Annotated in this window: 27 protein-coding genes and 3 pseudogenes; 11 read left to right on the forward strand and 19 right to left on the reverse strand. The window is 53.2% G+C overall.

The genetic code is table 11. The features are described 5' to 3' along the window. Positions 1-81 precede the first annotated feature (81 nt). From rcsA to fliF, 14 genes are all read right to left on the reverse strand, one after another. Positions 82-705 carry a transcriptional regulator RcsA gene (gene rcsA, locus EHN07_RS17965; RefSeq protein ID WP_124025402.1) on the reverse strand — a complete coding sequence of 208 codons (624 nt, stop codon included), beginning with the start codon at positions 703-705 and terminating at the stop codon, positions 82-84. Between the two features lie 275 nt (positions 706-980). After that, entirely contained in the window at positions 981-1,769 is a 789-nt protein-coding gene (gene fliR, locus EHN07_RS17970) for a flagellar biosynthetic protein FliR (RefSeq protein ID WP_124025403.1), read from the reverse strand. Further along, complete coding sequence (gene fliQ / locus EHN07_RS17975) at positions 1,766-2,035, reverse strand: flagellar biosynthesis protein FliQ (protein WP_124025404.1); 270 nt, start codon at positions 2,033-2,035, stop codon at positions 1,766-1,768. The genes fliR and fliQ overlap by 4 nt, the downstream gene beginning before the upstream one ends. 11 nt (positions 2,036-2,046) lie before the next feature. Continuing rightward, entirely contained in the window at positions 2,047-2,784 is a 738-nt protein-coding gene (fliP, locus tag EHN07_RS17980; protein WP_124025405.1) for a flagellar type III secretion system pore protein FliP, read from the reverse strand. Continuing rightward, the gene (fliO, locus tag EHN07_RS17985) at positions 2,784-3,164 is read right to left on the reverse strand and encodes a flagellar biosynthetic protein FliO (RefSeq protein ID WP_124025406.1); all 381 of its coding nucleotides are present in this window, start codon (positions 3,162-3,164) and stop codon (positions 2,784-2,786) included. The genes fliP and fliO overlap by 1 nt, the downstream gene beginning before the upstream one ends. Positions 3,165-3,168: 4 nt before the next feature. Then, entirely contained in the window at positions 3,169-3,582 is a 414-nt protein-coding gene (gene fliN, locus EHN07_RS17990; protein WP_124025407.1) for a flagellar motor switch protein FliN, read from the reverse strand. Then, complete coding sequence (fliM, locus tag EHN07_RS17995; protein ID WP_124025408.1) at positions 3,579-4,583, reverse strand: flagellar motor switch protein FliM; 1,005 nt, start codon at positions 4,581-4,583, stop codon at positions 3,579-3,581. Before fliM ends, fliN begins: the two co-directional genes overlap by 4 nt. A 4-nt stretch (positions 4,584-4,587) precedes the next feature. Beyond that, entirely contained in the window at positions 4,588-5,055 is a 468-nt protein-coding gene (fliL, locus tag EHN07_RS18000; protein ID WP_124025409.1) for a flagellar basal body-associated protein FliL, read from the reverse strand. Positions 5,056-5,179: 124 nt separating this feature from the next. Beyond that, positions 5,180-6,394: a flagellar hook-length control protein FliK gene (locus EHN07_RS18005; protein WP_124025410.1), complete on the reverse strand. Its 1,215-nt coding sequence runs from the start codon at positions 6,392-6,394 to the stop codon at positions 5,180-5,182. Then, on the reverse strand, positions 6,391-6,834 hold the full coding sequence (gene fliJ / locus EHN07_RS18010; RefSeq protein WP_124025411.1) for a flagellar export protein FliJ: 444 nt from the start codon (positions 6,832-6,834) through the stop codon (positions 6,391-6,393). Before fliJ ends, EHN07_RS18005 begins: the two co-directional genes overlap by 4 nt. Before the next feature lie 49 nt (positions 6,835-6,883). Beyond that, positions 6,884-8,242: a flagellar protein export ATPase FliI gene (gene fliI / locus EHN07_RS18015; RefSeq protein WP_124025412.1), complete on the reverse strand. Its 1,359-nt coding sequence runs from the start codon at positions 8,240-8,242 to the stop codon at positions 6,884-6,886. After that, entirely contained in the window at positions 8,242-8,943 is a 702-nt protein-coding gene (fliH, locus tag EHN07_RS18020) for a flagellar assembly protein FliH (protein ID WP_124025413.1), read from the reverse strand. The genes fliI and fliH overlap by 1 nt, the downstream gene beginning before the upstream one ends. Beyond that, a complete protein-coding gene (gene fliG / locus EHN07_RS18025; protein WP_124025414.1) occupies positions 8,936-9,931 on the reverse strand; it encodes a flagellar motor switch protein FliG in 996 nt (331 codons plus the stop codon). Before fliG ends, fliH begins: the two co-directional genes overlap by 8 nt. Next, complete coding sequence (gene fliF / locus EHN07_RS18030) at positions 9,928-11,613, reverse strand: flagellar basal-body MS-ring/collar protein FliF (RefSeq protein ID WP_124025415.1); 1,686 nt, start codon at positions 11,611-11,613, stop codon at positions 9,928-9,930. The genes fliG and fliF overlap by 4 nt, the downstream gene beginning before the upstream one ends. Before the next feature lie 218 nt (positions 11,614-11,831). Here fliF and fliE point away from each other — a divergent pair, with 218 nt between their 5' ends. Together fliE and EHN07_RS18040 are read left to right on the forward strand one after the other, a co-directional pair. Continuing rightward, the gene (gene fliE / locus EHN07_RS18035; RefSeq protein WP_124025416.1) at positions 11,832-12,143 is read left to right on the forward strand and encodes a flagellar hook-basal body complex protein FliE; all 312 of its coding nucleotides are present in this window, start codon (positions 11,832-11,834) and stop codon (positions 12,141-12,143) included. 189 nt (positions 12,144-12,332) lie between these two features. After that, positions 12,333-12,568 (forward strand): annotated as a pseudogene (locus tag EHN07_RS18040) (transposase); the annotation flags it as partial. Between the two features lie 264 nt (positions 12,569-12,832). Here EHN07_RS18040 and EHN07_RS18045 read toward each other — a convergent pair. Next, positions 12,833-13,015: pseudogene (locus tag EHN07_RS18045) on the reverse strand (MFS transporter); the annotation flags it as partial. Positions 13,016-13,182: 167 nt separating this feature from the next. Between EHN07_RS18045 and EHN07_RS18050 the strand changes: the two are divergent. The 6 genes and pseudogenes from EHN07_RS18050 to yedD all read left to right on the forward strand — a co-directional run bounded on the left by EHN07_RS18050 (position 13,183) and on the right by yedD (position 18,534). Further along, a complete protein-coding gene (locus tag EHN07_RS18050) occupies positions 13,183-13,899 on the forward strand; it encodes a GntR family transcriptional regulator (protein WP_124025417.1) in 717 nt (238 codons plus the stop codon). A 199-nt stretch (positions 13,900-14,098) separates the two neighbouring features. Next, positions 14,099-15,073, forward strand: coding sequence for a 6-phosphofructose-aspartate deglycase (fraB, locus tag EHN07_RS18055; RefSeq protein WP_425267207.1), 975 nt, complete (start codon positions 14,099-14,101; stop codon positions 15,071-15,073). A 63-nt stretch (positions 15,074-15,136) separates the two neighbouring features. Then, positions 15,137-15,982 carry a fructoselysine 6-kinase gene (locus tag EHN07_RS18060; protein WP_124025445.1) on the forward strand — a complete coding sequence of 282 codons (846 nt, stop codon included), beginning with the start codon at positions 15,137-15,139 and terminating at the stop codon, positions 15,980-15,982. Between the two features lie 61 nt (positions 15,983-16,043). Continuing rightward, the gene (locus tag EHN07_RS18065) at positions 16,044-17,363 is read left to right on the forward strand and encodes an anaerobic C4-dicarboxylate transporter family protein (protein WP_124025419.1); all 1,320 of its coding nucleotides are present in this window, start codon (positions 16,044-16,046) and stop codon (positions 17,361-17,363) included. 231 nt (positions 17,364-17,594) lie between these two features. Next, positions 17,595-17,771: pseudogene (locus EHN07_RS18070) on the forward strand (IS3 family transposase); the annotation flags it as partial. A 355-nt stretch (positions 17,772-18,126) separates the two neighbouring features. Then, on the forward strand, positions 18,127-18,534 hold the full coding sequence (gene yedD / locus EHN07_RS18075; RefSeq protein WP_124025446.1) for a lipoprotein YedD: 408 nt from the start codon (positions 18,127-18,129) through the stop codon (positions 18,532-18,534). Positions 18,535-18,590: 56 nt separating this feature from the next. Here the strand turns inward: yedD and amyA are convergent, their stop codons facing one another. The 4 genes from amyA to fliD form a co-directional block, all read right to left on the reverse strand. Next, entirely contained in the window at positions 18,591-20,078 is a 1,488-nt protein-coding gene (gene amyA, locus EHN07_RS18080; protein WP_124025420.1) for an alpha-amylase, read from the reverse strand. 89 nt (positions 20,079-20,167) lie between these two features. Continuing rightward, the gene (fliT, locus tag EHN07_RS18085) at positions 20,168-20,530 is read right to left on the reverse strand and encodes a flagella biosynthesis regulatory protein FliT (RefSeq protein WP_124025421.1); all 363 of its coding nucleotides are present in this window, start codon (positions 20,528-20,530) and stop codon (positions 20,168-20,170) included. Continuing rightward, positions 20,530-20,937 (reverse strand): flagellar export chaperone FliS, encoded by a 408-nt coding sequence (fliS, locus tag EHN07_RS18090; RefSeq protein WP_124025422.1) that lies wholly within the window; start codon positions 20,935-20,937, stop codon positions 20,530-20,532. Before fliS ends, fliT begins: the two co-directional genes overlap by 1 nt. Before the next feature lie 15 nt (positions 20,938-20,952). Beyond that, entirely contained in the window at positions 20,953-22,353 is a 1,401-nt protein-coding gene (fliD, locus tag EHN07_RS18095) for a flagellar filament capping protein FliD (protein ID WP_124025423.1), read from the reverse strand. A gap of 243 nt (positions 22,354-22,596) precedes the next feature. Between fliD and EHN07_RS18100 the strand changes: the two genes are divergently transcribed. From EHN07_RS18100 to fliZ, 3 genes are all read left to right on the forward strand, one after another. Next, positions 22,597-23,787, forward strand: a complete 1,191-nt coding sequence (locus tag EHN07_RS18100; RefSeq protein ID WP_124025424.1) for a FliC/FljB family flagellin — start codon at positions 22,597-22,599, stop codon at positions 23,785-23,787. A 174-nt stretch (positions 23,788-23,961) separates the two neighbouring features. Beyond that, positions 23,962-24,681: an RNA polymerase sigma factor FliA gene (locus EHN07_RS18105; RefSeq protein ID WP_124025425.1), complete on the forward strand. Its 720-nt coding sequence runs from the start codon at positions 23,962-23,964 to the stop codon at positions 24,679-24,681. Between the two features lie 38 nt (positions 24,682-24,719). Beyond that, entirely contained in the window at positions 24,720-25,271 is a 552-nt protein-coding gene (fliZ, locus tag EHN07_RS18110) for a flagella biosynthesis regulatory protein FliZ (protein WP_124025426.1), read from the forward strand. Positions 25,272-25,274: the final 3 nt, after the last annotated feature.

Raw genomic sequence — 25,274 nt, forward strand, 5'->3', positions numbered from 1 at the left:
ACGCTTTTTCCTTCTTTGTCAGTAATCTCAGTAACGCTTGCAGGGCGGATAAGCCCGCTATCCGCCGCCGCGTAATTTACGCTAGCGTAAATTGACAAAAATACCGTTGGTAACATTATCCGTCAGCCGCACGACATGATAAATCACCTGCTTATTATGGGTCTTTATCTTGCGTTTTATATTTCCTTTGTGCGATGAAACCGTTTTAGCCTTGATATTCATCTGGTCAGAGATCTGAATCGTGCCTTGTCCGGACATCCACATTTTAAGCATACTGGACTCGGTACGGCTTAATGATAACGTGGGTAAATTAATATGCCCGATGCAGTGCGCATTTTTTGCTAAATATTCTGCAAGGATTTCATCCAGCGATTCTGGCTTGATAGATTTCGAACTAATCAACAGATTACTGCGCACCAGAAGATACTCATCAAAATGAAGATTGGCGATGGCCATAAACACCAGAAATAACGTGCTGGGATGCTGATTAATGATCTGCTTAATTCGCTCGCTGCGTTGCGCATCATGGATAAAACAGTCTTCATTAATAAACACCACATTAGGTGCCCGTGACTCACAAGCGACGGCTAGCTCTTCGATAGTCTCCACGTTGGTCATCTGTCGTTTTCGGATGCCACGGCTGGTTAAATAACCTGTTAACCCCAACCGGGTATAACTGCATAAATCCATAATGATCGTTGACATAATACCCCCCACCCGTAATTAAGTATTTTTAGGCGTACTAACTATCCAGTAAAGTTGTGTATAATTTGTTAAGAATGCTCTCAAAGTAAAGTGAATATTACATTATGTGAAGTACCTAAAAGCATATAAGCCGCACCAGTTATATCCTGGTGGATGTTATTCAGAATGGTTTTTAGGAATAACCTCAGAAAGGCATAATAAAAAAGGGGAATTAATGCCAGGGCAATAACTGGAAAATAATAAAAGTCATGCCTTGCCCTTCTTTGTCAATCGTCTTATCGCGTTGCGGGAATTTCGCTGACAATATCTGCAAGTAAATTAAAGACCTCACTAAATAAGCGTTCGGCAAAAGGGGCCAGTAATGGAATTAAGGCACTCATCACCAGCATACCTACCGCAAGCGTCAGCGGAAAACCAATCACAAACACCGAAAGCTGTGGCGACATACGGTTAAGCAGACCGAGGGAGATGTTGAGCGTCAGCAGCAGGGTGATGAGCGGCAGCGCCAGCATCAACCCGTTAAGGAAAATCAAACCACCGGCCCGTGTCAGCGCCATAAACGCATTGCTGTTTATCGGGTTGCCGCCGATGGGCAGGGTATGAAAAGTATCGACCAGCACTGAAATCAGCCATAAATGGCCGTTAAACACCAGAAACAGCAGCAGCGCCAGCATATCCATAAAGCGGGCCAGCACCGGCATATTCAGGCGGCTGCCGGGATCAAAGAAGGTGGCGAACGAAAGTCCCATCTGCAGGCCGATGATTTCACCGGCGGTGCGAATAGCGGCAAAGGCAAACTGCATGGTGAACCCCAGCGCAATGCCAATCAGGATTTGCTGAGCGGCAAGCCAGAATCCGGCGGCGGAAAAAATCGTCACCCCGGTGACGGTAAGGGTGGGGGCGATTATCCAGACGATCGTCAGCGCGAGGCCAATTTTCACCTTCTTCGAAATGGCTCGTTCACTGAGGATCGGGGCGGTGGAGATCAGGGCCAGCACGCGCAGAAAAGGCCAGAATCCCATACTCAATAAGCTGAGCCACTGCCCGCTATCAATATTAATCATCCAATGTTCATCGGAATATTGGTCAGCAGCGTGCGCATATAATCCAGCAGCAGATTAAGCATCCACGGCCCCGCAACGATAATGGTGACGAATACCGCCAGAATTTTTGGGATAAACGACAGCGTCATTTCGTTTATCTGCGTGGCGGCCTGCAACATACTGATTATCAGACCCGTTACCAGCGCCACCATCAACAGCGGAGCGGAGAGTGCCAGAGCCACCTTCATCGCTTCGGTGCCCATCATCATGACCGATTCAGGCGTCATCTTTTTTCCCTCTAGCTGTAGAAACTTTGCGCCAGCGACCCAACCAGCAGCTGCCAGCCGTCCACCAGCACAAACAGCATCAGCTTGAAAGGCAGGGCAATGGTTGCCGGTGGTACCATCATCATCCCCAGCGCCATCAGCACGCTGGAGATCACCAGGTCGATAATCAAAAATGGAATAAACACCGTAAAGCCAATCTGAAATGCGGTTTTCAGCTCGCTGGTGACGTAAGCCGGTAACAGGATGCGCATCGGCACCACTTCCGGGCCTTCCAGCGGCGGGGTATTGGCTAAACGGGCAAACAGTGCCAGGTCGGCCTCACGAGTCTGGCGCAGCATAAACTCGCGCAGCGGCTTTGAACCGCGCTCAATCGCCTCATCCATCTGAATTTTATTTTCGCTAAACGGCTGATAAGCATCGGTATAAATTTTATCGAACACCGGTGCCATAATAAAAAAGGTCAGAAACAGCGCCAGCCCCAGCAGCACCTGGTTCGGCGGCGCAGACGGCGTGCCCAGTGCGCTACGCAGCAGGCCAAAAACAATAATGATGCGCGTAAAGCTGGTCATCATCAGCAGGATGGCCGGTAGAAACGTCAACGAGGTAATAAACACCAGCGTCTGGACCGGCAGCGTCCAGCTCTGCCCGCCGTTAGACATCGGCTGGCTGATAAGCCCCGGCAGCTGGGCGAAGGCGGCTGGCATCACAACGAGCAGGCCGAGCAACGAGAAGGGGAGCCAACGTGTCATCAATCTTTCCCGTTACGTTTAAGCAGGTTTTTCATCAGGCCCTGGAAATCAGCTGGCGGCGGGGTGGGTGAGGCGTTTTCGCTAACCGCAGCGGCGGGCAGCGTATGCAGGTGGGTGATCTGCCCGGCAGTGATGCCGAGCACCAGGCGGGCGTCCTGCACATCAACAATCACCACTCGTTCGCGCGGGCCAACGCTGCAGCTGGCGCTCACTTTCAGTTCTTTGCTGGAGCCGGTTTTCTGCGCAAAGCTAAAGCGTTTTGCCACCCAGGCGGCGAACAGGATAAAAACGATAATCGCCGTTAGGGCGCCGCTTACCTGCACCAGCGGTGAACCGGTGCTGGCGGCAGGCTGTTGTTGGACCGTGGCCTGGGTTTTCATCGGCTTAACGGCTCAGACGGCGCATACGTTCAGACGGCGTGATGATATCGGTGATACGCACGCCGTATTTATCGGCCACCACCACCACTTCACCCTGCGCAATCAGATAACCGTTGATCAGAATATCCAGCGGCTCGCCAGCCAGACCGTCGAGCGCGACAACCGAGCCTTGCGACAGGCGCAGCAGCTCTTTGATGGTCATACGCGTGCGGCCCAGCTCCACCGTCAGCTTGACGGGAATATCCATGATCATATCGATGTCCTGCATCGCGCCCGCCATGTCATTTCCCTCCAGCGCGCGGAACACGTTGTCTGCGGTGCTTTTGCTGGTGGTGGCTTTTTGTTCGTTTAACGCATCAGCCCACAGATCGTCCACGGAGCCGGCATTGTCGTCGGACGGTTGATTAATATCACTCATTTGGGCTGTTCCTCGTTCAGCGAATTCAGTATCGGGTTGATCAAATGTTCGACGCGCAAAGCGTACTGGCCGTTAAGCGTGCCGTACTGGCTGGTCAGCACCGGCACGCCGTCTACGTGCGCCAGGATCCTGTCCGGCTTGTCAATCGGCAGTACGTCACCGGGTTTCAATTTCAAAATTTGCGACAGGCGTAGCGGAATCTCGGCGAAGTTGGCGATCAGCTCCAGCTCCGAGTGCTGAACCTGGCGCACCAGGGTATCGCGCCAGCTCTGATCTTCCTGGCGGGAGTTTTCCAGCGGCGGGTTCACCAGCAGCTCGCGCAGCGGCTCAATCATGCTGAACGGCAGGCAGATATTGAATTCGCCGGTCAGGTTGCCGATTTCCACATGGAATGGCGTATTCACCACGATGTCGTTTGGCGAAGTGGTGATATTGGTAAATTTGACCTGCATTTCGGAACGCACATACTCCACCTCCAGCGGATAGATAGCTTTCCACGCGTCGCTGTAGGATTCCAGCGCCAGCTTCAACATGCGGTTAATCACGCGCTGCTCGGTATGGGTAAACTCCCGGCCTTCCACTTTGGTTGGGAAACGCCCGTCGCCGCCAAACAGGTTATCCACGGCGATAAAGACCAGGCTTGGGGAGAAGACGAACAGGCCGGTGCCGCGCAGCGGCTTGAGGTGTATCAGGTTAAGGTTGGTCGGCACCGGCAGGTTGCGGGCAAACTCGTGATAGGGCTGAATGCGGGTCGCGCCGACGGTAATATCCGGGCTGCGGCGCAGCAGGTTAAACAGCCCCATACGGAACTGGCGGGCAAAACGCTCGTTAATGATATCCAGCGCCTGGAGGCGTTCACGCACCACGCGACGCTGGGTATTCGGGTCGTAAGGACGAATATCGGTTTCACTGACGACGCTGGCCCTGGCTTCGTCAGCGCTATCGCTGTCGCCATTTAACAGCGCGTCGATTTCGGCCTGAGAAAGAATGCTGTCTCCCATGGGACTACCGCAAAATAAAGGCGGTATACAGCACGTCGCTGACTACCTGTTGCGGCTGCCCGGCGACCAGCGGCGGGGCCAGCGTATGCTTTATCGCTTCCACCAGCTTCTGTTTACCTTCATCGCTGGCAAGGGCTGCGCTATCCTGGCGGGAAAAGAGCAGCAGTAAACGGCTGCGGACTTCGGGCAGAAATTCGCTCAGGCGTTGACGCGTCGCGTCATCTTTCAGGCGCAGGGTGATACCGATATATAACACGCGGTCAGCATCGCCCAGATTCACGGTAAAGGTATCCAGCGCGAAAAATACCGGGGCTGGCGGTGGTTCAGGGGCTTTCACCTGAGCCGATGCCGGCTGTTGCTGCATACGCCAGTAGCTGTAACCGGCGGTGGCGCATGCCGCAAGGGTAATCAGGATCAGTAACGGTATCCAGATGGAGCGCCTGCGGCCTTTTGATAAAGCGTTGTCAGTCATAAAACGCATCTTTCCTGTATCGGTACGGCATATGGGGTGATTATCCGGTGTCTTTAGTCAGTCAAAGGGCCGAAAAAACGGGATATTTGTTGCTACCTCTGGCGTTTAGCTTAGGGAGCGAAGCTCAGGCGAAAATATCCACCGCGTTATTCCCCGATGCCAGACGCTGCACGCTGGCAGGAACGGCCAGCGCCTCGGCTTCCCCCATGAAGGGGAAAGCGCCGCCTGAACGGGGTGCCTGTTGCTGCTGTTGTCCCGCTTGCTGTTGCTGTCCGGCAAAGTTTTCGCTGCTGATGCTGCTTTGCCCAAGCTCAATTCCGCTTTCTGCCAGCGCGATCCGCAAGTTTGGCAGGGTGGCCTCCAGCGCCGCCCGCACGTGGCTGTGGGCGGAGACCATCTGTAGCTGCGCCTGGTTATCGTCAAGCTTCATGCTGATTTGGATCTGCCCTAAATCTTCAGGATGCAGACGCAGTTCGGCGCTTTGCTGCCCCTGGCGAGTGAACAACGTAATATGCTGGCTGACGGCCTGCTGCCACTCCTGGCTGCCGAGCTGGGCGCTAATTTGCGGTGCGACCGGTACGGCAATTTGCATGCTGGCCGGTGTGGCTATTGTTGCAGTACTAAAAGCGGGCGTCGGGAGCGTCGTTGCGGTAGTGGTATTGTTTGCTGCGGCATCATGGCTGCTGCTTTCCGCATGGTTTGCGATAAGGATTTTCGTCTCCGCCACGGGATTAGCGGCCACAGATGTATTTTTGGCCAGCGGTGTACTGTCCCGCGCCACGCGGTTATCGGATGCAGAAACACCGGTTCGCCCATCACCCGTAGGGATGTTTTTCACTCCAGCACCCGCAAGCAATGCGTTCAGGCTTACTGCTGCATGGCTGTCGGTTGCAGGCTCGGTATTCAGCGCATTGGCCGTCGGCAATTGCTGCGGCAACATGGCAAACAGCGCGCTTAATGCCTGCATTTCCGCGCTGCTCAGGACGTGAGTTTGCTCATCCAGCGCGTTATTGCGCGCCGTTTTTTCTTCGCTGCTGGTTTGCTTTACGTTAGAGAGCAGGGCAGACAACGCTTCTGGCGTATCGGGATTATCCAGCAGCGAGGCAAGGGTGGCTTTTTCATCGGCAGAAGCCTCGCCTTTACCCACCGTTTTATTGAGTGCCGCTTCAAGCGAGACGGTTTTCCCGTCAGCCAGCGTGAGCTGGCCCGGCAATGCGTTACTCAGCAGGCTCAGAAAATCTTCACTGAAGACTTTATCGCGGGAGACTGCGCTGCCGGTAGCGGCAGATGAAGGACTCGCGGCATCAGGAGCCGTGATCATCAGGGGCTGCGTTATCATTCTGCTTTCCTCAGTGTTGCCCGCTGGGCGTATTCATCCATCAGTTTTTGATCGAGTTTGTTCTCAGCCTGCAGCCCCTGGGCCGCTTTGCGCTCCTGCAGCGTGCTCCAGGCCTGCAGTCTTTTTTGCTTCTCTTGCCAGATATTGAGCGCCTGGCTGACCTTGCCATTCCACTGCATCAACTGCTGGCGATGCTGGTCGATAGCCTTCTCCAGCGTCTGGATAAACTGCTGATAATTCTGCCAGCGGTTACTGGCAATTCCCTGGCTCATGGTGTCATTCAGGCTTGAGCTGTATTCAAACTGATAGCTAATCAGCATGTTGAGCTGTTCTTCTGCCTGCTGGCAGCCACGGCGCATCTCCCCTAAGCGTACGGCGGCATCTTCGACCTCTTTTTGCGCAAGATCGCGTAGGGTATCCAGTGCTGTGCTGTGGTTCATGAGGTTCTCCCATCAAGCTAATCCAACCGACGAAAGCTGTTGCCCGGCGTTAAGCCGTCGGAAAAATAATTTCCAGTGACTGACATGCTTCTTCCCAGCCGCTGCGTTCAAAAATTCCCTGCTGCAAAAAGGCTTCCAGCTGCGGCCACAGCACGATCGCTTGATCAAGCTGCGGATCGCTGCCTTTGGCATACGCCCCCACGCTGACCAAATCGCGGTTGCGCTGGAAGCTCGATAGCAACTGTTTGAAATGACGCACGCGTGCGTAGTGCCGATCGCTAATCAATGAGGTCATGGCACGGCTGATAGAGGCTTCGATATCGATGGCCGGGTAGTGGCCACCTTCCGCCAGGCGGCGCGACAGCACGATATGGCCGTCAAGAATGGCGCGTGCCGAGTCGGCAATCGGGTCCTGCTGATCGTCACCTTCGGTCAGAACGGTATAAAATGCGGTAATAGAGCCACCGCCGTGGATACCGTTCCCCGCACGTTCAACCAGCGCCGGGAGTTTGGCAAACACCGACGGCGGATAACCTTTAGTAGCGGGAGGCTCGCCGATAGCCAGCGCGATTTCGCGTTGCGCCATCGCGTAACGGGTGAGGGAGTCCATAATCAGCAGCACGTGCTGGCCGCGATCGCGGAAATCTTCAGCAATGCGGGTGGCGTAAGCGGCCCCCTGCATCCGCAGCAGCGGCGAGACATCCGCAGGCGCAGCAACTACCACCGCGCGCGCGCGGCCCTCCGGGCCGAGAATGTTTTCGATAAAATCTTTGACCTCGCGCCCGCGCTCGCCGATTAACCCCACCACGATCACATCGGCCTGGGTATAACGCGCCATCATGCCCAGCAGCACGCTTTTCCCGACGCCCGAACCGGCAAACAGGCCCATACGCTGCCCGCGTCCTACCGTCAGCAGCGCGTTGATGGAGCGCACGCCAACGTCCAGAACGTGTTCAATAGGGGTTCGCTGTAGCGGGTTGAAGGGCGCGGCGCCGAGTGCGCCCATGGTAGCGGTTTCCGGCGCAGGCAGGCTGTCGAGCGGGCGACCGCTGCCGTCCAGTACGCGTCCTAGCAGCGCCGGACCGAGCGGCAACTGTTTGCCGCTGTGCAGACCGCCATCGCTGGTGGCGCGGGCATAAACCCGCGCGCCCGGTAAAATCCCTTCCACTTCTTCAAGCGGCATCAGAAAAAGCTTTTGGCCGTTAAACCCGACCACTTCGCACTCAATATCCCGGGAGTGCTGCTCGATAATGCAGGTGGCACCCAGCGGTAATTGCAGCCCGGTCGCTTCCAGTACCAGGCCCGTGGCTCGAGTCAGGCGGCCATAGCGGCGCACCGTTGGCAACTGCGACATCCTCGCTTCAAAATTATCCAGCGTATTGAGCCAGCGGTTCAGACGGGCGGTCATCACAATACTCCAGGGGCTGCAAGGCGGCAGAGTTCCTGCCAGCGCGTGGCCACGCTGGCGTCAAGATCGCCTTCGTCCGCGGAGACTTTGCAGCCGCCCTGATGCAGGCTCGGGTCGCCGCGCAGCCGCCAGCCATGCAGGCTGAGCGTTGCGCCCAACATTTCTTCCACGCGGTTTAAATCGTCCGGATGGACGCGCAGCTGCGGTTTGCCGCTGAACAGCGGTTCTTGCTGTAACAGCGCCTGAATTTGTTTAATCAACGCGTTGTTATCAATAACTTTTACTTCGCCAATCACCTGGCGTGCCGCTTCCAGCGCCATCTGCATTAAGCGTGATGCGATGACGCTGTCCAGCGCATCAAGCGTGTACTGGAATTCGCTGACCAGCTGCTGCATGCGTGCATGCACCGGTGCCTGCTGCTGTCTGGCTTCGTCAAGTCCCTGTTGCAGGCCTTGTTGAAAACCGGTTTGGCGACCCTCTTCAAGACCCGTTTTTTGCCCTTCGGCATAGCCGAGCTGATACCCCTGTTCATGGGCATGCAGCTGCACCTGGGCCAGCTGCTGTTGTAAATCGGGCTCGCTTTGCTGACAAGCTTCAACCCCATCGATAGCCGAATCGGCCCCGAACAACGGCTCGAAACTTTGTGCAGGCGGTGCCAGATCGTCCGGCGTCCAGATTTGCCACGGCAGTCCGTCAGACATAGGTATCCTCGCTGGTGCCAATCACCATCTCGCCGGCTTCTGCCAGACGGCGAACAATAAGCAGGATGGCTTTCTGTTCGTTTTCCACCTGCGACAGGCGCACCGGGCCACGGTTGGAGAGGTCGTCGCGCAGAATATCGGCCGCACGCTGCGACATGTTGCGCAGGAATTTCTCGCGCAGCGGCTGTTCCGCCGCACCTTTGAGAGCAATAAGCAGCGATTCGGACTCCACTTCCTGCAGCAGACGCTGGATGCTGCGGTCGTCGACCTCCACCAGGTTTTCGAACAGGAACATCTCGTCGATAATTTTCTGCGCCAGTTCGCCGTCGAAGTCGCGCACTGCGGAGATAACGGCTTCTTCCTGCTGGGTTTTCATCAGGTTGATAATTTCGGCTGCGGTTCTTACGCCGCCCATTTTGCTGCGCTTGAGGTTCTGGCCGTCGAGCAGGCTGTTAAGCACTTCGGTTAACTCGGCCAGTGCTACAGGCTGCACGCCGCCGAAAGTCGCAATACGCAGCATCACATCGTGACGCAGACGTTCGTCAAACAAGGCCAGAATATCGGCCGCCTGGTTACGTTTGAGGTGCACAAGAATGGTGGCGATGATCTGCGGGTGCTCGTCGCGAATCAGATCGGCGGCACTTTGCGGTTCCATAAAGTTGAGCGTTTCCATGCCCGAGGTGGTATCACGGGTTTCCAGAATATCCTCCAGCAGGCTGGAGGCTCGCTCTTCGCCCAGCGCTTTGATCAGCACCGAACGCAGATAGTCGTTGGTGTTAATTGATAGCGCAGCGTACTGTTCGGCTTCTTGTTCGAACTCGGCCAGCACTTCGGTCAGCTGCTTATGGGAGATCTGGTTAATACTGGCCATTGCCGCGCTGAGATGCTGGACTTCACGCGGGCTGAGGTGCTTGAATACCTCAGCCGCACGGTCTTCACCAATGGTCATCAACAGAATGGCGCTTTTCTCTGTTCCGCTAATACTCATAGTTCGTTACTCATCCATTGGCGTATCACCAGCGCAACCACGCGCGGATCTTTATCCGTCATTTCGCGAATGCGTTGACTCATTACCTCTGCGCTAAGGCGCTGATTCGCTTTACGCTGTTGCTGCTGTTCGTCTTTGCTCAGGTGAACGGAGACGGCATCTTCCTCAGTCACTCGCTGGCGTTCGGCTTCAGCCTGAGCCTGTTGCATCACGACTTTGCGCTGAACCAGTGGGCGCACCAGTTTGCGCCACAGCAGCCAGGCGGCAATCAGCACCACCAGCCAGCGACCCGCCGACATCAGCGTTTCGAAGAAGGCCTGCTGTTTCCAGAACGGCAGCTCAAGGCTGGTATCTTCCGTAGCGCTGAACGGTGAATTCACCACGTTGAGCGTGTCGCCGCGCTTATCGGAGTAGCCCATCGCTTCACGTGTCAGATTCTCAATCTGCTTCATCTGTTCAGCCGTTAACGGCAGCGGCTTGCCATCGGTTAGCTGGCGATAGTTCACGACTACCGCAACAGAGAGGCGTTGCACTTCACCCACGTTCAGCCTGGTGTGCACGATGGTGCGGTCGACTTCGTAGTTAGTGGTTTCATCGCGCTGAGTATTGCTGGAGCCGGTTGGGGCCGATCCACCAAGCGAGGTCGTTTGATTTTGCTGCGGCGCATTTGCCGCATTGTTTTGCGGGGCAGTGGTAATTGGCGCGTTATTTGCCGGAGCCGGCTGGTTGGAAAGCGCCCCCGGCACACCGCCTGGGTTACGGCCATTGACCTGTTCACTTTGGTTGAGCTGGCGCGAGCGCACAGCCGTCTGAGAAGGATCGCTGTTCGGGCGATACTGCTCTTCAGTCTGTTCTTTATTGGAGAAATCAATCTGTGCTGTGACCTGCGCGTGAACATTCCCGCTACCAACAATGGGCGCAAGAATGGTTTCAATGCGGCGCTGGAAACGACTTTCGACGTCCATCGCATATTTAAGCTGCGCATCGTTCAGGTCACGGCCTGCGGTATTGGACTGCGTAAGCAGGTGCCCGCCCTGATCGACCAGCGTGACGTTGCCCGGCGGTAAACCTGCTACCGCGCTTGAAACCATATGTACTACGGCGCTGATCTGCCCTTCATCTAATGCACGGCCGGGTTCCAGGCTTAGAGTGACGGAAGCGGAAGGGGACTTTTGTTCGCGGACAAACAGCGAGGGTTTTGGCATTGCGAGATGTACACGCGCCGTTTTTACCGGGCCGAGCGTTTCGATAGTTCGCGCCAGCTCGCCTTCCAGCGCACGCTGGTAATTCACCTGCTCGCTAAACTGGCTGATACCAAACTTTTCCTGGTCCAGCAGCTCAAAGCCAACCGCGCCGCCTTTCGGCAACCCTTGCTGTGCCATGCGTAAACGCAGTTCATGGACTTTATCGGCCGGCACCAGAATCGCGCTGCCGTTATCCGAGAAGCGATATGGCACATTCATTTGGGTGAGCTGCGTGACGATAGCGCCGCCGTCCTGATCCGCCAGATTGCTGTAAAGCACTTTGTAATCAGGTGCTTTAGCCCATAGCACCAGCGCGACAATAATGGCGATCGCCGCAGCGCCTGCCACCGCCAGCGGAATTTTAGGATTTGCACGAATGCGGGTCAGCCACTCCTGGGTTTTGTTTGGTGACGTTTGTGTCTGGCTTGCCGCGGTCATTGAGCACCTCGCGGCTGAGCGTTAACATCATTTTTACTATAAAGAGTGAACAAACCGGGCTCCCACAACAAAAGTTCCACACAGATGGCACCGTCATTATTTTCTTTATCTGTACTTTCGATGGCTGAATTAGCTCTATTTATTGCCGCTAATTACCGCCTTTGTCCTGGCGGCAGGGTGGTAACCTTGCCGGGTTAAAAAATCAGTGGAGTAGGGAAATGGCGATTCAGGGCATCGAAGGTGTACTTCAGCAGCTGCAGGCAACCGCTCTGTCGGCGGGGAATTCGGTTCAGCATCACGAGCCAAAAGTGAGCTTTGCCGGTGAACTGCATGCGGCACTTGACCGCATCAGCACAACGCAAACGACGGCCCGTACCCAGGCGGAAAAATTTGCCCTCGGCACGCCCGGCGTTGCGCTCAATGATGTGATGGTCGATCTACAAAAATCGTCAGTTTCGCTACAGATGGGCATCCAGGTACGCAACAAGCTGGTTTCGGCGTATCAGGAAGTGATGAACATGCAGGTTTAGTGGTTTAAGCTATTTGATATATAAAGAAATTATCATCAAATAGCTTTTGCGTGGGGCATAGATGGGACAAATGCCGATAACTTCTGGTTCAAAATGGCAATCTGGTCGCTATCAGCCATCCACGACTAAACAGTGCAACCGTCGTGTTCAGAAAGCTTCGCCGGATTTTAAGCTTTTTCAGCCACCACACCGCCTGATATCCGCAAGGCAATCTACACGACAAATACAATCGAATCACTGAACAGCGTTATCCGTGCAGCCATCAATAATCGAAAGGTGTTCCCGACAGACAACTCGGTGCGAAAAATTATTTATCTGACGATTAAGGATGCTTCAAAAAATGAAATATGCCGATCCAGAACTGGTGGCTGGCGATGAGTCATTTTATTATCGAGTTTAGTGAGTGCCTGCGAGATCACCTTTAATTCGGTGGCAGTTATACAGAATTATTTACAGAGTCCTCTCGACCCCCTTTCAACAGCCCCGTCAGGAAGGAAACCACAATCAAGCTATCCACTACCGACAGGGTATGAAACGCCAGCCCTCTATCCGCTGGAAGTAAATCCAACTTTCCTCCTCATCTTCGCCGCACTGGTGCTTAGCAGCACAATATTCAGCGCGGCGGAAACCATACCTTTTGGCAAGTCTTTGGAAAAAATAGTAAAGCACTACAGCATGGGAAAAATCAGCCCTATCTGATCCGACATCGCCCGGAGTAACCACTGTAATGCAATGCCATCCTCCATATACAGGCGTACAGACGCCGGAGCCAGGCTAACGCCGGCGTTAAATTCCCGCACTACGTGAATGATCCCCGGCTGGATCATATCGGTGGTGAGATAGGCGACGAAATCATAGAAAATGAGCGCCATCGGGAAGAATAGCGAGCTGGCGTGCCGGGGCTAAAAAGAGGAATTCCATTGCATACTGTCTTTCTCCTTGCTAACTAACCCTCAGCTACAGTGTAGCCATAAGCAAATTGTTGTATATTGTAAACTATGCGCTATCGGTCTTAGGATAATACAAAAGGATACATAAAGTGAATCTGCCGGATACCTCCAGTGCCAAACCGCTGTATAAGCAGCTTGAAGAAGCTCTCAAAGAGGCGATTCTAAGGGGCGAGTATCAGCCGGGGCAGCAGATCCCCACCGAAAACGATCTCAGCGCCAGCTGGCAGGTGAGCCGCGTGACGGTGCGTAAAGCGCTGGATGCGCTGACGCGAGAAAACTTCCTCACCCGGGTATCAGGTAAAGGGACGTTTGTCTCCGGCGAGAAGTTCCAGCGCAGCATGACCGGCATCATGAGCTTCAGCGAGCTGTGCCGATCCCAGGGCCGCCGCCCCGGTTCGCGCACCATCAAGTCGGTGTTTGAAGCCTGCGACGAAGAGACCCGCGCCAAACTGAACATTCCTGAGGGAGAAAAGGCGGTGGTGATTGAGCGTATCCGCTATGCCGACGACGTGCCGGTATCGCTGGAAACGGTCCGGTTCCCTCCGCAGTTTGCTACGCTGCTGAATGAAGATCTCAACAGTAATTCGCTGTACGACACCCTGCGTGACAAGCATGGTCTGTGGTTTACCCACTCCAGCAAAACCATTGAACTGGTGTATGCCAGTTTTGAGGTGGCCCATTACCTTGGCGTCGCCAGCCGCTATCCGCTGATCTCGATTAAGAGCGAGATGATTGATAACAAAGGCGAAATGTCCTGCATTTCTCATCAGCTGATCGTCGGCGACAAATTGCGTTTTACCGTCTGACCCCCATTTTTCATCGTTGATTGTTACGCCGTTACAGCGTAAATCGGGATCCGTATCGTGGATCCCGATTTTTTTGGCGGGCCACTCGTTGATCTAAATGTATGTAAATGTTATACATCCATAGCAATACATTTAGATACATTGATTGGCGTGCGGCTGTCTCGCGGTTAACGTCAGAAACGACCCAAGGGGAAAAGTGATGAGTATTAAAGCAATCATTAGCGGCATCGTTGAAAGAAAAGCGGAGAAGGGCGGGATCACTCATGTGTATTATGTCGCCTGCGGCGGCTCGTATGCGGCGTTTTACCCGGCGAAAGCCTTCCTGGAAAAAGAAGCCACTAAGGTCACAGTCGGGTTGTACAACAGCGGCGAATTTATCAATAACCCGCCAGTGGCGCTGGGTGATAACGCGGTAGTGGTGGTCGCGTCCCACAAAGGCAACACCCCGGAAACTATTAAAGCAGCAGAGCTGGCCCAGAGCCGCGGCGTGCCGGTTATCGGCCTGACCTGGGTGACCGACTCCCCGCTGGTGGCCCACTGCGACTTCGTAGAAACCTACAGCTTTGGCGACGGCAAAGACATCGCCGAAGAGAAAACCCTTAAGGGCCTGATCACCGCGGTAGAAATCCTCAACCAGACCGAAGGTTATGCCCATTACGAGGATTTCCAGGATGGCCTGAGCAAAATCAACCGCATCGTGTACCGCGCGTGGGATCATTTGCAGAACCGTGCTCAGGCGTTCGCTCAGGAATACAAAGACGACAAAGTCATCTACACCATGGCGAGCGGCGCGGGTTACGGCGCGGCCTATTTGCAGAGCATCTGCATCTTTATGGAAATGCAGTGGATCCACTCCGCCTGCATCCACAGCGGCGAGTTCTTCCACGGCCCGTTCGAAATCACCGATGCCAACACGCCGTTCTTCTTCCAGTTCTCTGAAGGCAGCACCCGCGCGGTGGACGAGCGCGCCCTGAACTTCCTGAAAAAATATGGTCGCCGTATCGAAGTGGTGGATGCCAAAGAGCTGGGCCTTTCCACCATCAAGCCGACAGTGATCGATTACTTCAACCATTCGCTGTTCAACAACGTTTACCCGGTTTATAACCGTGCGCTGGCCGAGATCCGTCAGCATCCGTTAACGACCCGTCGCTACATGTGGAAGGTCGAATATTAATCACGCCAGGATTTGACGCAGGGGCAGGGACGCTCGGTTTATCACTATCAACAAGGAATAATGATGGACATTAAGGTGATTGGCATTGGTGATAATGTCGTTGATAAATATCTTCATTCCGGCGTGATGTACCCCGGAGGCAATGCGCTCAACTTCGCGGTATACGCCCGGCTGGCGGGCTATGAAAGCGCGTTTCTCGGCGCTTTCGGCAACGATGCGGCCGCGCAGCATGTGCGGGATACTTTGCAGGAACTGAAAATCGATTGTCAGCGCTGTCGCCATTATATCGGGGAAAACGGCTATGCCTGTATCCGGCTGGTGGATGGCGACAGGGAATTTGTCACCAGTAATAAAAACGGCGTATTACGGGAACATCCGCTGCAATTATCCGATGACGACCTCGATTATATTTCCCAATTCGATGCGGCGCACTCCAGTATTAACGGATTTCTCGAATCTGAATTAGCAAAAATTAAACAACGCAATATCACCCTGTCGTTTGATTTTTCCGGACGTGGGACTGACGACTATTTTAAACAGGTTTGCCCGTGGGTGGATTACGGATTTATTTCCTGTGGGGCGTTATCGGTCGAAGAGACCATTAATAAGATTTATAAATTTTACGATTACGGCTGTAAACATGTTATTGCCACGAGCGGACATGAAAAGGTGTATTACTATGCCGGAAATAAACTCATCGAATGGCAACCGGTTTATATTCAACCCGTCGATACTCTCGGCGCAGGCGATGCTTTTTTAACCGGCTTTATGCTGTCCATTCTGGCATGCGGTAAACCTCAACCGGAACAAGACGATATTATTCGCGCCATGGCTGCAGGCGGGAAATCAGCCAGCCAGGTATTACATCATTATGGCGCGTTTGGCTTTGGTAAACCGTATTCCGGCTAATTGCCTCTCACCGATTACATAAAAACATAACTGGAATTCACTCCATTATCCGGGGGAAAGTATGTTCTGGACAGAATTGTGTTTTATCCTTGTAGCCCTGATGTTTGGCGCCCGTATTGGCGGCGTATTTTTAGGAATGGTTGGCGGCCTTGGCGTTGGCGTGCTGGTATTTGGTTTTGGTCTGACGCCTTCGTCGCCGCCCATCGACGTTATTTTAATTATTCTCTCGGTGGTATTAGCGGCATCGTCATTACAGGCGTCCGGCGGGTTGGATTTATTAGTCCGGCTGGCGGAAAAAATGCTGCGCAGCCATCCGCGCTATATCACACTGCTGGCCCCGTTTATCTGCTATACCTTCACCTTTATGTCCGGCACCGGGCACGTGGTGTATAGCCTGCTCCCGGTGATCTCCGAAGTGGCGCGGGATTCCGGTATTCGCCCGGAGCGTCCGCTGTCGATTTCCGTGATAGCGTCTCAGCAGGCGATCACCGCCAGCCCGATTTCGGCGGCTATGGCGGCGATGATCGGCCTGATGGCCCCGTTTGGCATCTCTATTTCCACCATCATGATGATTTGCATCCCGGCGACTCTGATTGGCGTGGCGACGGGGGCCATCGCCACCTTTAATAAAGGCAAAGAGCTGAAGGACGATCCGGAATACCAGCGTCGCCTGGTGGAAGGGCTTCTCAAGCCGATTGGCAAAGCGGAGCGCAGCGCCGAAATCGCGCCGCGAGCCAAACTCTCGGTGCTGCTGTTCCTGACCGGCGCGGTGGTGATTGTGCTGCTGGGGCTGGTGCCAGGCCTGCGTCCGCTGGTCGACACCGCCAAAGGGCTGCAACCGCTCTCGATGTCGGCGGCGATCCAGATTGTAATGCTCTCTTTCGCCTGTCTGATTGTGCTGCTGTGCCGCCCGCCAGTGGATCAAATTCTCAGTGGCAGCGTGTTCCGCGCTGGTGCGCTGGCCATCGTCTGCGCCTTTGGCCTGGCGTGGATGAGCGAAACCTTTGTCAGCAGCCATATCGACCTGATCAAATCGGAAGTGCAGGTGCTGTTGCAGGAACATACCTGGCTTATCGCCATCATGATGTTCTTTGTCTCGGCGATGGTCAGCAGCCAGGCGGCGACCACGCTGATCCTGCTGCCGTTGGGGCTGGCGCTTGGATTACCGGCGTATGCGCTGATTGGCTCCTGGCCTGCGGTCAACGGCTACTTCTTTATCCCGGTGGCCGGGCAGTGCCTCGCGGCGCTGGCCTTCGACGATACCGGCACCACCCGCATCGGCAAATATGTGCTTAACCACAGCTTTATGCGCCCCGGCCTGGTGAACGTAATTGTCTCAGTGGCGATGGGTCTAATGATTGGCAAGATGGTGTTAGGTTGATTCTGTTCCCCGGCTCGCTCATTTCAGGGGCCGTTTTTATCGTCTTGTGCGCCAAAGTTATGCCAAAGTAAATTATCACTTACCAGAGGGGCATCATGGTGCGATACCCTAAGCCTGCAACAATTCTGGCGCAGCAGCGCACTGAACTGCTCCGGTTTTCCTGGAAGTATTTTGCCTGAGAGCTCAGGCTGCCATATCTCGGTCATTCAGTGACGCGTAATACGCTTTTTCTACCTCAGCTCGCTGAAAGTGGAATGTATTCACGGATAACGCTTTGGCAGCCGGGAAATAATGTGGTCGACAGTGTTTAATTATATTGTGTGCGATCGCAATCGCTGGCGACGTTACAGTGCCTGTAGCGCTCTCTGCCTGGAACAGTTTGAAAACCAAAACCTCGCCCTCGCTTAGGTCTGTGCCCACAATATGTAGGTAAGATCAGTTTCGTATGGTGAAGCTGTGCTGAACTACGCCAGGAACGGTGAGTTAGGTGATGTGTCAGCAACATGATAGGGCATGGATGGGACAAAAAATTAGCGTGAGCTTTCATAAACGACAACCTTAGTCCTGAAAGTTCGCACTAAGCATCTGTCTTAATGTGTGCTATTACGTGTTTTCCATGTTCTGCTAAATTAAAGCCTCATACGCATGAACATGCAGGTGTAGTGTGCCGCTGTTTACATAGATTAATGGCTTTATGCCGAAACACTGGCGAGCTAAGTGCTTTAATGCGAAAATTATTTTTTCTCCGCGGTCGGGATAGATGATGAAGAAGATTGCATTATTGACAGTGTTGCTGGCGTTGAGCGGCTGTGTGCAGGTTGATGATTACCGCGAAGTGGTGAAAACCCCAGCGCCTGCGGGACTCGCCGGTTACTGGCAGTCCGAAGGGCCGCAAAGTGAGATGGTAAGCCCAGAGGCGATAGCGACGCTGGTGGTTACGCCCGCCGGGGATACGCTGGATTGCCGCCAGTGGCAGCGGGTAATTGCTCTGCCGGGTAAGCTTATGATGCGCTCCGAGGACTGGTATAACGTCACCCACAGGCGCGAGGTTTACAGCCTTGAGCGTGAAGGCGAAACCCTGGAGTATGCAGGGATGACGATGAAACGCGTTGCCCGTCCGACGCAGGAATGTGCGGATTTCCTGCAGAAAAACCCGCTGGAAACCCAATGACCCTAGCGGCGATTTCCCCCCTCTCTCTGCGATGAGAGAGGGAGACATAGCTCACGCTATAGCGCCTCCTCCATTACCCACACGCTGACGCTGCCGCCATTGCAGGTAAAGGTCGCGCAGCCGTTATCATCGGTGGTGAGGGTTTCTTCACGGTTACCCAGATAGTCGCGCCATTTTTTACCTCCGTAATTATCACCAAGCGTCATGGTTTTCTCGCCTTCATCCCCGTTTGATAGCACCACCACGCAGCCGGGAAACTCGTCAGTGCCGCTGCGGCTAAAGGCAATGCAATTGGGGTGATCGAACCACAGCGTTTGCACGCCGTGGGCAAAGCGTTCACGGGCGTGGATGAGGTCGTCGAGCTGCGCAACGATCGGCATATCGATGTGATAAATTTCGCCATCGCCACCTTCATCGTCGTAGCTGGCACCAAACAAGTCTGGATAAAAGACGCTGGGCACCCCGTTTTCACGCAGCAGAATCAGCGCATAGGCCAGCGGTTTGAACCAGGGCTCAACGGGAGCTTCAAGAGATTGCAGCGGTTGGGTGTCGTGATTGGCAACCAGCGTCACGGCGTGGAAAGGATCGGCTGCTACCAGGGTGTCGGTAAAAATCTGGCTCATGTCGTAATCACGACCCTGTTTCGACGCCTGGTGGAATTTCATTTGTAGCGGCGCATCAAACAGCATCGTTTTCCCGTCGACCTGCGCGATATAGTCCTGAAGTTTATCGACTTCGTGTGACCAGTATTCAGCCACGATAAACAGCGGCTGTTCCGCCTCCTCCTGAACGTGTTCAATCCACTCTTTGTAGAACCAGGCCGGAATATGTTTTACCGCATCCAGCCGGAAGCCGTTACAGCCGGTCTCTCTCATCACCCAGCGCGCCCAGTATTTTAACTCTTCGGTGACGGCGTGATTGCGGAAGTCGATATTCTCGCCCATCAGGTAGTCGAAATTACCCAGTTCATCATCAACCTGCTCGTTCCAGCCCTCGCCGGTGTAATCATTGATGATTTTAAAAATACCGTCTTCATCAGGATTTTCGATGTGGTCAACGCCGCTAAAACATTTGTGATCCCAGATAAACTGTGAATATTTTCCGGCGCGGGCGGGAAAGGTGTAGCGCGTCCAGGCTTCGCATTCGATAACTTCTGCGTCTATTTCATTACGATTTTCTTCATTGACGCGATTGACCTGAATACGCTCTTTTTCATCCGCCCCCATTTTGTGGTTGAGCACCACATCCAGCAGTACGGCAATCTTATTTTCTTGCAGGGTTTTTATCGCAGCCTGCAATTGTGTTTTGTCGCCATAGCGGGTGGCAACCGATCCTTTTTGATCGAACTCACCTAAATCGAAGAGATCGTAAACGTCATAGCCGACGGAGTAGCCGCCGGAGCTGCCTTTATAAGCGGGGGGCAGCCAGACCATATTGATGCCGATATCATTGAGCGTTGCTGCACGTTCGGCGACTTCCGCCCACAGCTTACCCTCACCTGGGTAATACCAGTGGAAAAATTGCAACAAAGTTGGGTTTTTCATCAATCCATGCTCCAGGAGTCATTTAGCTGACTTCTGGAGTATGGAAGATTTTAGAGCAGGTAGCGGATTAGTTATCGATTGCTGCAACACTATCGTGGCGCATTCGGTACCAGTAACTGGCCTGATAACCTGCCATACGTGTGGTTCAGGGTTTGCTGGCGTGAAGACTGGCCAATTAATGAACTGAGCTCGTCCAGACGCTGCTGCAATAAATTTTTTAGCGCCTGTTCGTTGGCCAGAATTTGCGCAAGGTTTTGCTGCAGCATATCCTGCACCGCTTTTACCGTCCCGGGTGGGACTGGATTCGCGTTAAGCGTTTCAATGCCTTGCAGATAAGCAACCTCCTGCTCCAGCAATAAATCCCACTCGCCGCGCTGTGCCAGCTCCAGTAACGACTGGCTTAGCAGCATCACGTTCTGCCAGCGGCTGATCAGTTCTACATACGGCGACATCAGGCAGGCTCCCGCGCAGTATTCAGAGGCGAAATCTGTTTCCAGGCATCGGCAATATTGGTTAATAGCCCTGCCACTTCTTCGATGGCCGCCACATCATTACGCAGGTTGGCCTGCATCAGGCGGCGAATCATATAGTCGTACAGAGAGGATAAGTTCGCGGCGATTTCACCGCCTTGTTGATTATCTAAACCTGCTTTCAGACCGTTATCGATAATGTTGATGGCTTTACTCAGCGCTTCGCCCTTGGCGGCCAGCTCTCCTTGCTGCATAAACAAGCGGGCTCTGACCAAAGCGCTTAATGCTCCATCAAAAAGCAACACAATCAGTTGATGCGGACTCGCGCTCATCACGGCACTTTCGACACCGATTTGAGCATAGGCTTGTATACCCCGCGGGCTGTACATAATTACCCCTTGTTATCAGGAACTTTTGGATGATAATTGTTGAGTCAGATACGAGCTGGTGTTGTTCAACTTGCTCATCATGGTGTCGAGCTGTGTGAACTGGGCTTTGTATCGGGCGATGGTGTCATCAATGCTGGAGCTGACGTTAAGGTATTGCTTAGTAAGGCTTTTCAACGTGGCGTTAATGCTGGTGGTGGCGCTGTCGATAATGCCATCATCAGCCAGATAATTTTTTACCAGATTAGCGGTAGTGGTAGTGATACCGGTGGTTTTGCCATCGCCAACCAGTAGTTTTTGCGTATCAACAGAGTTTTTGGTTAATGCAGTACTCAGTTTATCGTTATCAATTTTTAGTTTGCCAGTGGTTGGGTCTTGAGCAATGCCCATTTGCGATAAGGTGCTAAAATTTGAGCCGGTATCGCCAGTCGTGAATTGAGAGCGAATGCCGGTTTGAATGATGCGAATGACGCTGTCACCAAGCAGGACGCCATTACCAGAACTTTGGCTGGCACCGGCTTCAACAGCGCTATATTTGGTCAGCGAGCTGAAGGTATCCAGCATTGAGTTATAGGCATCAACCCAGCTTTTAATCGCCGCGGTCGATTTCTCGTTAGTTTTGTTCACGCTGACGGTGGCGTTGGTGACTTCTTTATTTAGCGTTAACGTCACGCCTTCCGGGGTATCTTTGACGGTGTTGCTGGCGCTTTCAACCTGGATATTATTAATGGTCAACTGGGCATTTTGGGCGGCGACGGTTTGTGATAAACCACCAGTAGTGGTCTTTGAATCATAGCCAATAAGATCGTTAAGTTTGGTATCACCTGTGACGCTAATGGTCATCGCATTTTCAACGCCAGTTTCGGCAGAAGAAATAACCAGCTGAAACTCGCCGTCTTTATTTTTAATTACGCTCGCTGATACGCCACCGTCGGCGGTATTAATGGCGTCGCGAATGCCATTTAAAGAGGTTTGGTCATCGCTTAGCTGTATCTCCAGCGGTTTTTCACGGCCCGGCTGGTTGATAACCAGTTTGCGATCGGTTGAAAGTACATTGCTCTGCTTATCGGTAGCGCTGCTCTTACCCGCTGTTGCCAGGGATTGTGCCTGAGCCAGTTGCGTGACACTGATGGTGTACTTGCCCGCTGCGGCACCTGCACCAGTGCTCACGCCTAAATCAGCAGTGCTGCTGCTGGCAATACTGCTTTTAAAAATAGCGGCATCATTCAGTGCCGTGTTGGCGGTCTGGAATTTTTCAATCGCACTTTTAAGTGAACCATAAGCGGTAAGTTTTGCACTATAGCTGGACTGCTGTGCCGTAATCGGCGTCAGTCGCCCTTTTTCTGCGGTCGAAAGATTGGTTAACAGGGTATCCAGCGGCAGATTGGAGCCGACTCCTAATGAAGAAACGCTAGCCATTATTATTCCCTTTTCATTACTAAGAATTATTCACTGTGGTATCGGCAACGAGAGCGCAAAGTTTAATGATATTTGCGCTTGTCTAATGGCGGGAATAATGAAGGCGTTACGGGTTATTTCGGCGGCTAGAGAAAAAATGAAATTATTCTAAAGTTCGAAAATAGCGTGCCGATACATGGGTAGACGGTGAGAAACCGTGGGCAACAGCCCAACCATAAAATGTGAATTGATAAGGATAAAATCATGGCACAAGTTATCAACACTAACAGCCTGTCGCTGTTGACCCAAAACAATCTGAACAAATCTCAGTCCGCTCTGGGTTCCGCGATCGAGCGTCTGTCTTCCGGTCAGCGAATTAACAGCGCTAAAGACGATGCGGCAGGTCAGGCAATCGCCAACCGCTTCACCTCAAACATTAAAGGTTTGACGCAGGCTTCTCGTAACGCCAATGACGGTATTTCTCTGGCTCAAACTACCGAAGGTGCGCTGAACGAAATCAACAACAACCTGCAACGTGTTCGCGAACTGACTGTACAGGCTCAAAATGGCACTAACACTAAGACTGACCTGTCATCCATTCAGGATGAAATTAAACAACGTCTAGACGAAATCGATCGTGTCTCTGCCCAGACTCAATTTAACGGCACTAAGGTCTTGAGTAAAAATCAGACTCTTTCCATTCAGGTTGGTGCAAACGATGATGAAACTATCAAAATTGGGTTGAGCGAAGTTACTGCAAGTACTCTTAAACTAGGTGGTTTCAACGTTTCTGGACCAAACGGAACGCCTGGCGCTCTCGTTGCCGCTGACTACCAGGCAACCTGGGGTGCCACCACCGCAGTGACTACAACAGCAATTGCTGGGGTGACTCCTGCTCAAATTGGTACAGCAACGGGTGTTGCAGATACGAAGGTTACAGTAGGTGGTACAGCGGTAAAAGATGATAATGGTAATTTATTTGCGGCCGTTACTTTTGCTGCGACTTTAACCGCGGTTGAGGCTAAAAACGCACAGGATAAAGGCTTAGATGTTCAAGCTGGTACGGCAAAAACGTTCTATATTGCTCTCAATCCAGCCGATGCGACTGTAGCAGGTAACACCGCTACCTTTACGCTGAACGGTGCTGCATTAGATTTAGGTGATATGAAAAGTGGCAGTACTGCCGATCCATTAAAAGCAATTGATGCTGCTTTAGCTCAGATCGATACTCAGCGTAGTGCGCTGGGTGCGGTTCAAAACCGTTTTGAATCTGCTATCACTAACCTGGGCAACACCATCAATAACCTGACCTCTGCTCGTAGCCGTATCGAAGATGCTGACTACGCGACCGAAGTTTCTAACATGTCTCGCGCGCAGATCCTGCAGCAGGCGGGTACTTCTGTTCTGGCGCAGGCAAACCAGGTTCCGCAGGGCGTGCTGTCTCTGCTGCGTTAATTTTTTAATTAAACGCAAAATTCTGACCAAACCCTGCGCTTGCGGGGTTTTTTGCTAACCACTGTTACCCATCACCCTAAATAACCCCTTATTTCGCCCACTATTCTTGCGATTAAAACCCCTGCAGAAACGGATAATCATGCCGATAACTCAACTAACGCAGGGCTGTTTATCGTGAATTCACTGTATACCGCTGAAGGTGTGATGGATAAACACTCGCTGTGGCAGCGTTATGTACCATTGGTGCGTCACGAAGCATTACGCCTGCAGGTACGCCTGCCCGCGAGTGTGGAGCTTGACGACCTGCTACAGGCGGGCGGCATCGGGTTGTTAAACGCAGTGGAACGTTATGATGCCCTGCAAGGAACGGCATTTACCACCTACGCGGTGCAGCGCATCCGTGGGGCGATGCTTGATGAGTTGCGCAGCCGTGACTGGGTGCCCCGCAGCGTCAGGCGTAACGCCCGCGGCGTTGCGCAGGCAATGGGTCAACTGGAGCAAGAGCTGGGTCGCAATGCCACCGAAACAGAAGTGGCTGAACGGTTGGATATCCCGCTCAACGAATACCGTCAGATGTTGCTCGACACCAATAACAGCCAGCTTTTCTCTTATGACGAGTGGCATGAAGAGCATGGTGACAGTATCGAACTGATTACTGAGGATCATCAGCAGGCGAACCCGCTCCAGCAGCTGCTGGAAGGGAATTTACGCCAACGCGTGATGGACGCCATTGAGGCGTTACCCGATCGCGAAAAGATGGTGCTGACTCTTTACTACCAGGAAGAGCTGAATCTCAAAGAGATTGGCGCGGTGCTGGAAGTGGGGGAGTCGCGCGTCAGTCAGTTGCACAGCCAGGCGATTAAACGCTTACGCACTAAGCTCGGTAAGTTGTAGGGAGTGCCGCCGAAATATCAGCTTACCGGGATACCATCATGACGGTGCAACAGTTAAAAAAACGGCCATTAAACCGCTTCTTAAAAGATTTTAAACACACGCAAACACATTGCGGCAGGTGCGCAAAATTGCTTGACCGCATTACTCTCACACGCCGGGGCGAAATCGTCAGCAAAACCGCCATCGCACGGCTTGATACCCTAATGGATGAGCATAGCTGGCAGGTTGAGCGCCACGCCTGGGCGGCATTGTGCCGTTTTTGTGGCGATTTATACTGCAAAGAACAGCAGCACTATTTTGATATCATCGGCTTTAAAGAGTATCTGTGCGAGCAAACCGCAATGAGCCACGGCACTATCCGTGAATATGTGGTGCGCCTGCGCCGTCTCGGAACTCATCTGGCCTCGCACAATATTCCCGCCCCTGGCTCCGTTAAAGGCTACTTCGACGATTCGCTTGAACCTTGGTTGCCGCCCACCAGCACCAATAACTACCGCATTGCGCTACGCAAGTACGGACAGTTTCAGGCCCGGAAGCAAAATATGAATGTTCATTTCCAGGAAAATAAATCAACTTCTGATATATATTAAAAT

Source organism: Buttiauxella warmboldiae (assembly GCF_003818135.1).
In the GTDB taxonomy this organism is placed as follows: Bacteria; Pseudomonadota; Gammaproteobacteria; order Enterobacterales; family Enterobacteriaceae; genus Buttiauxella; species Buttiauxella warmboldiae.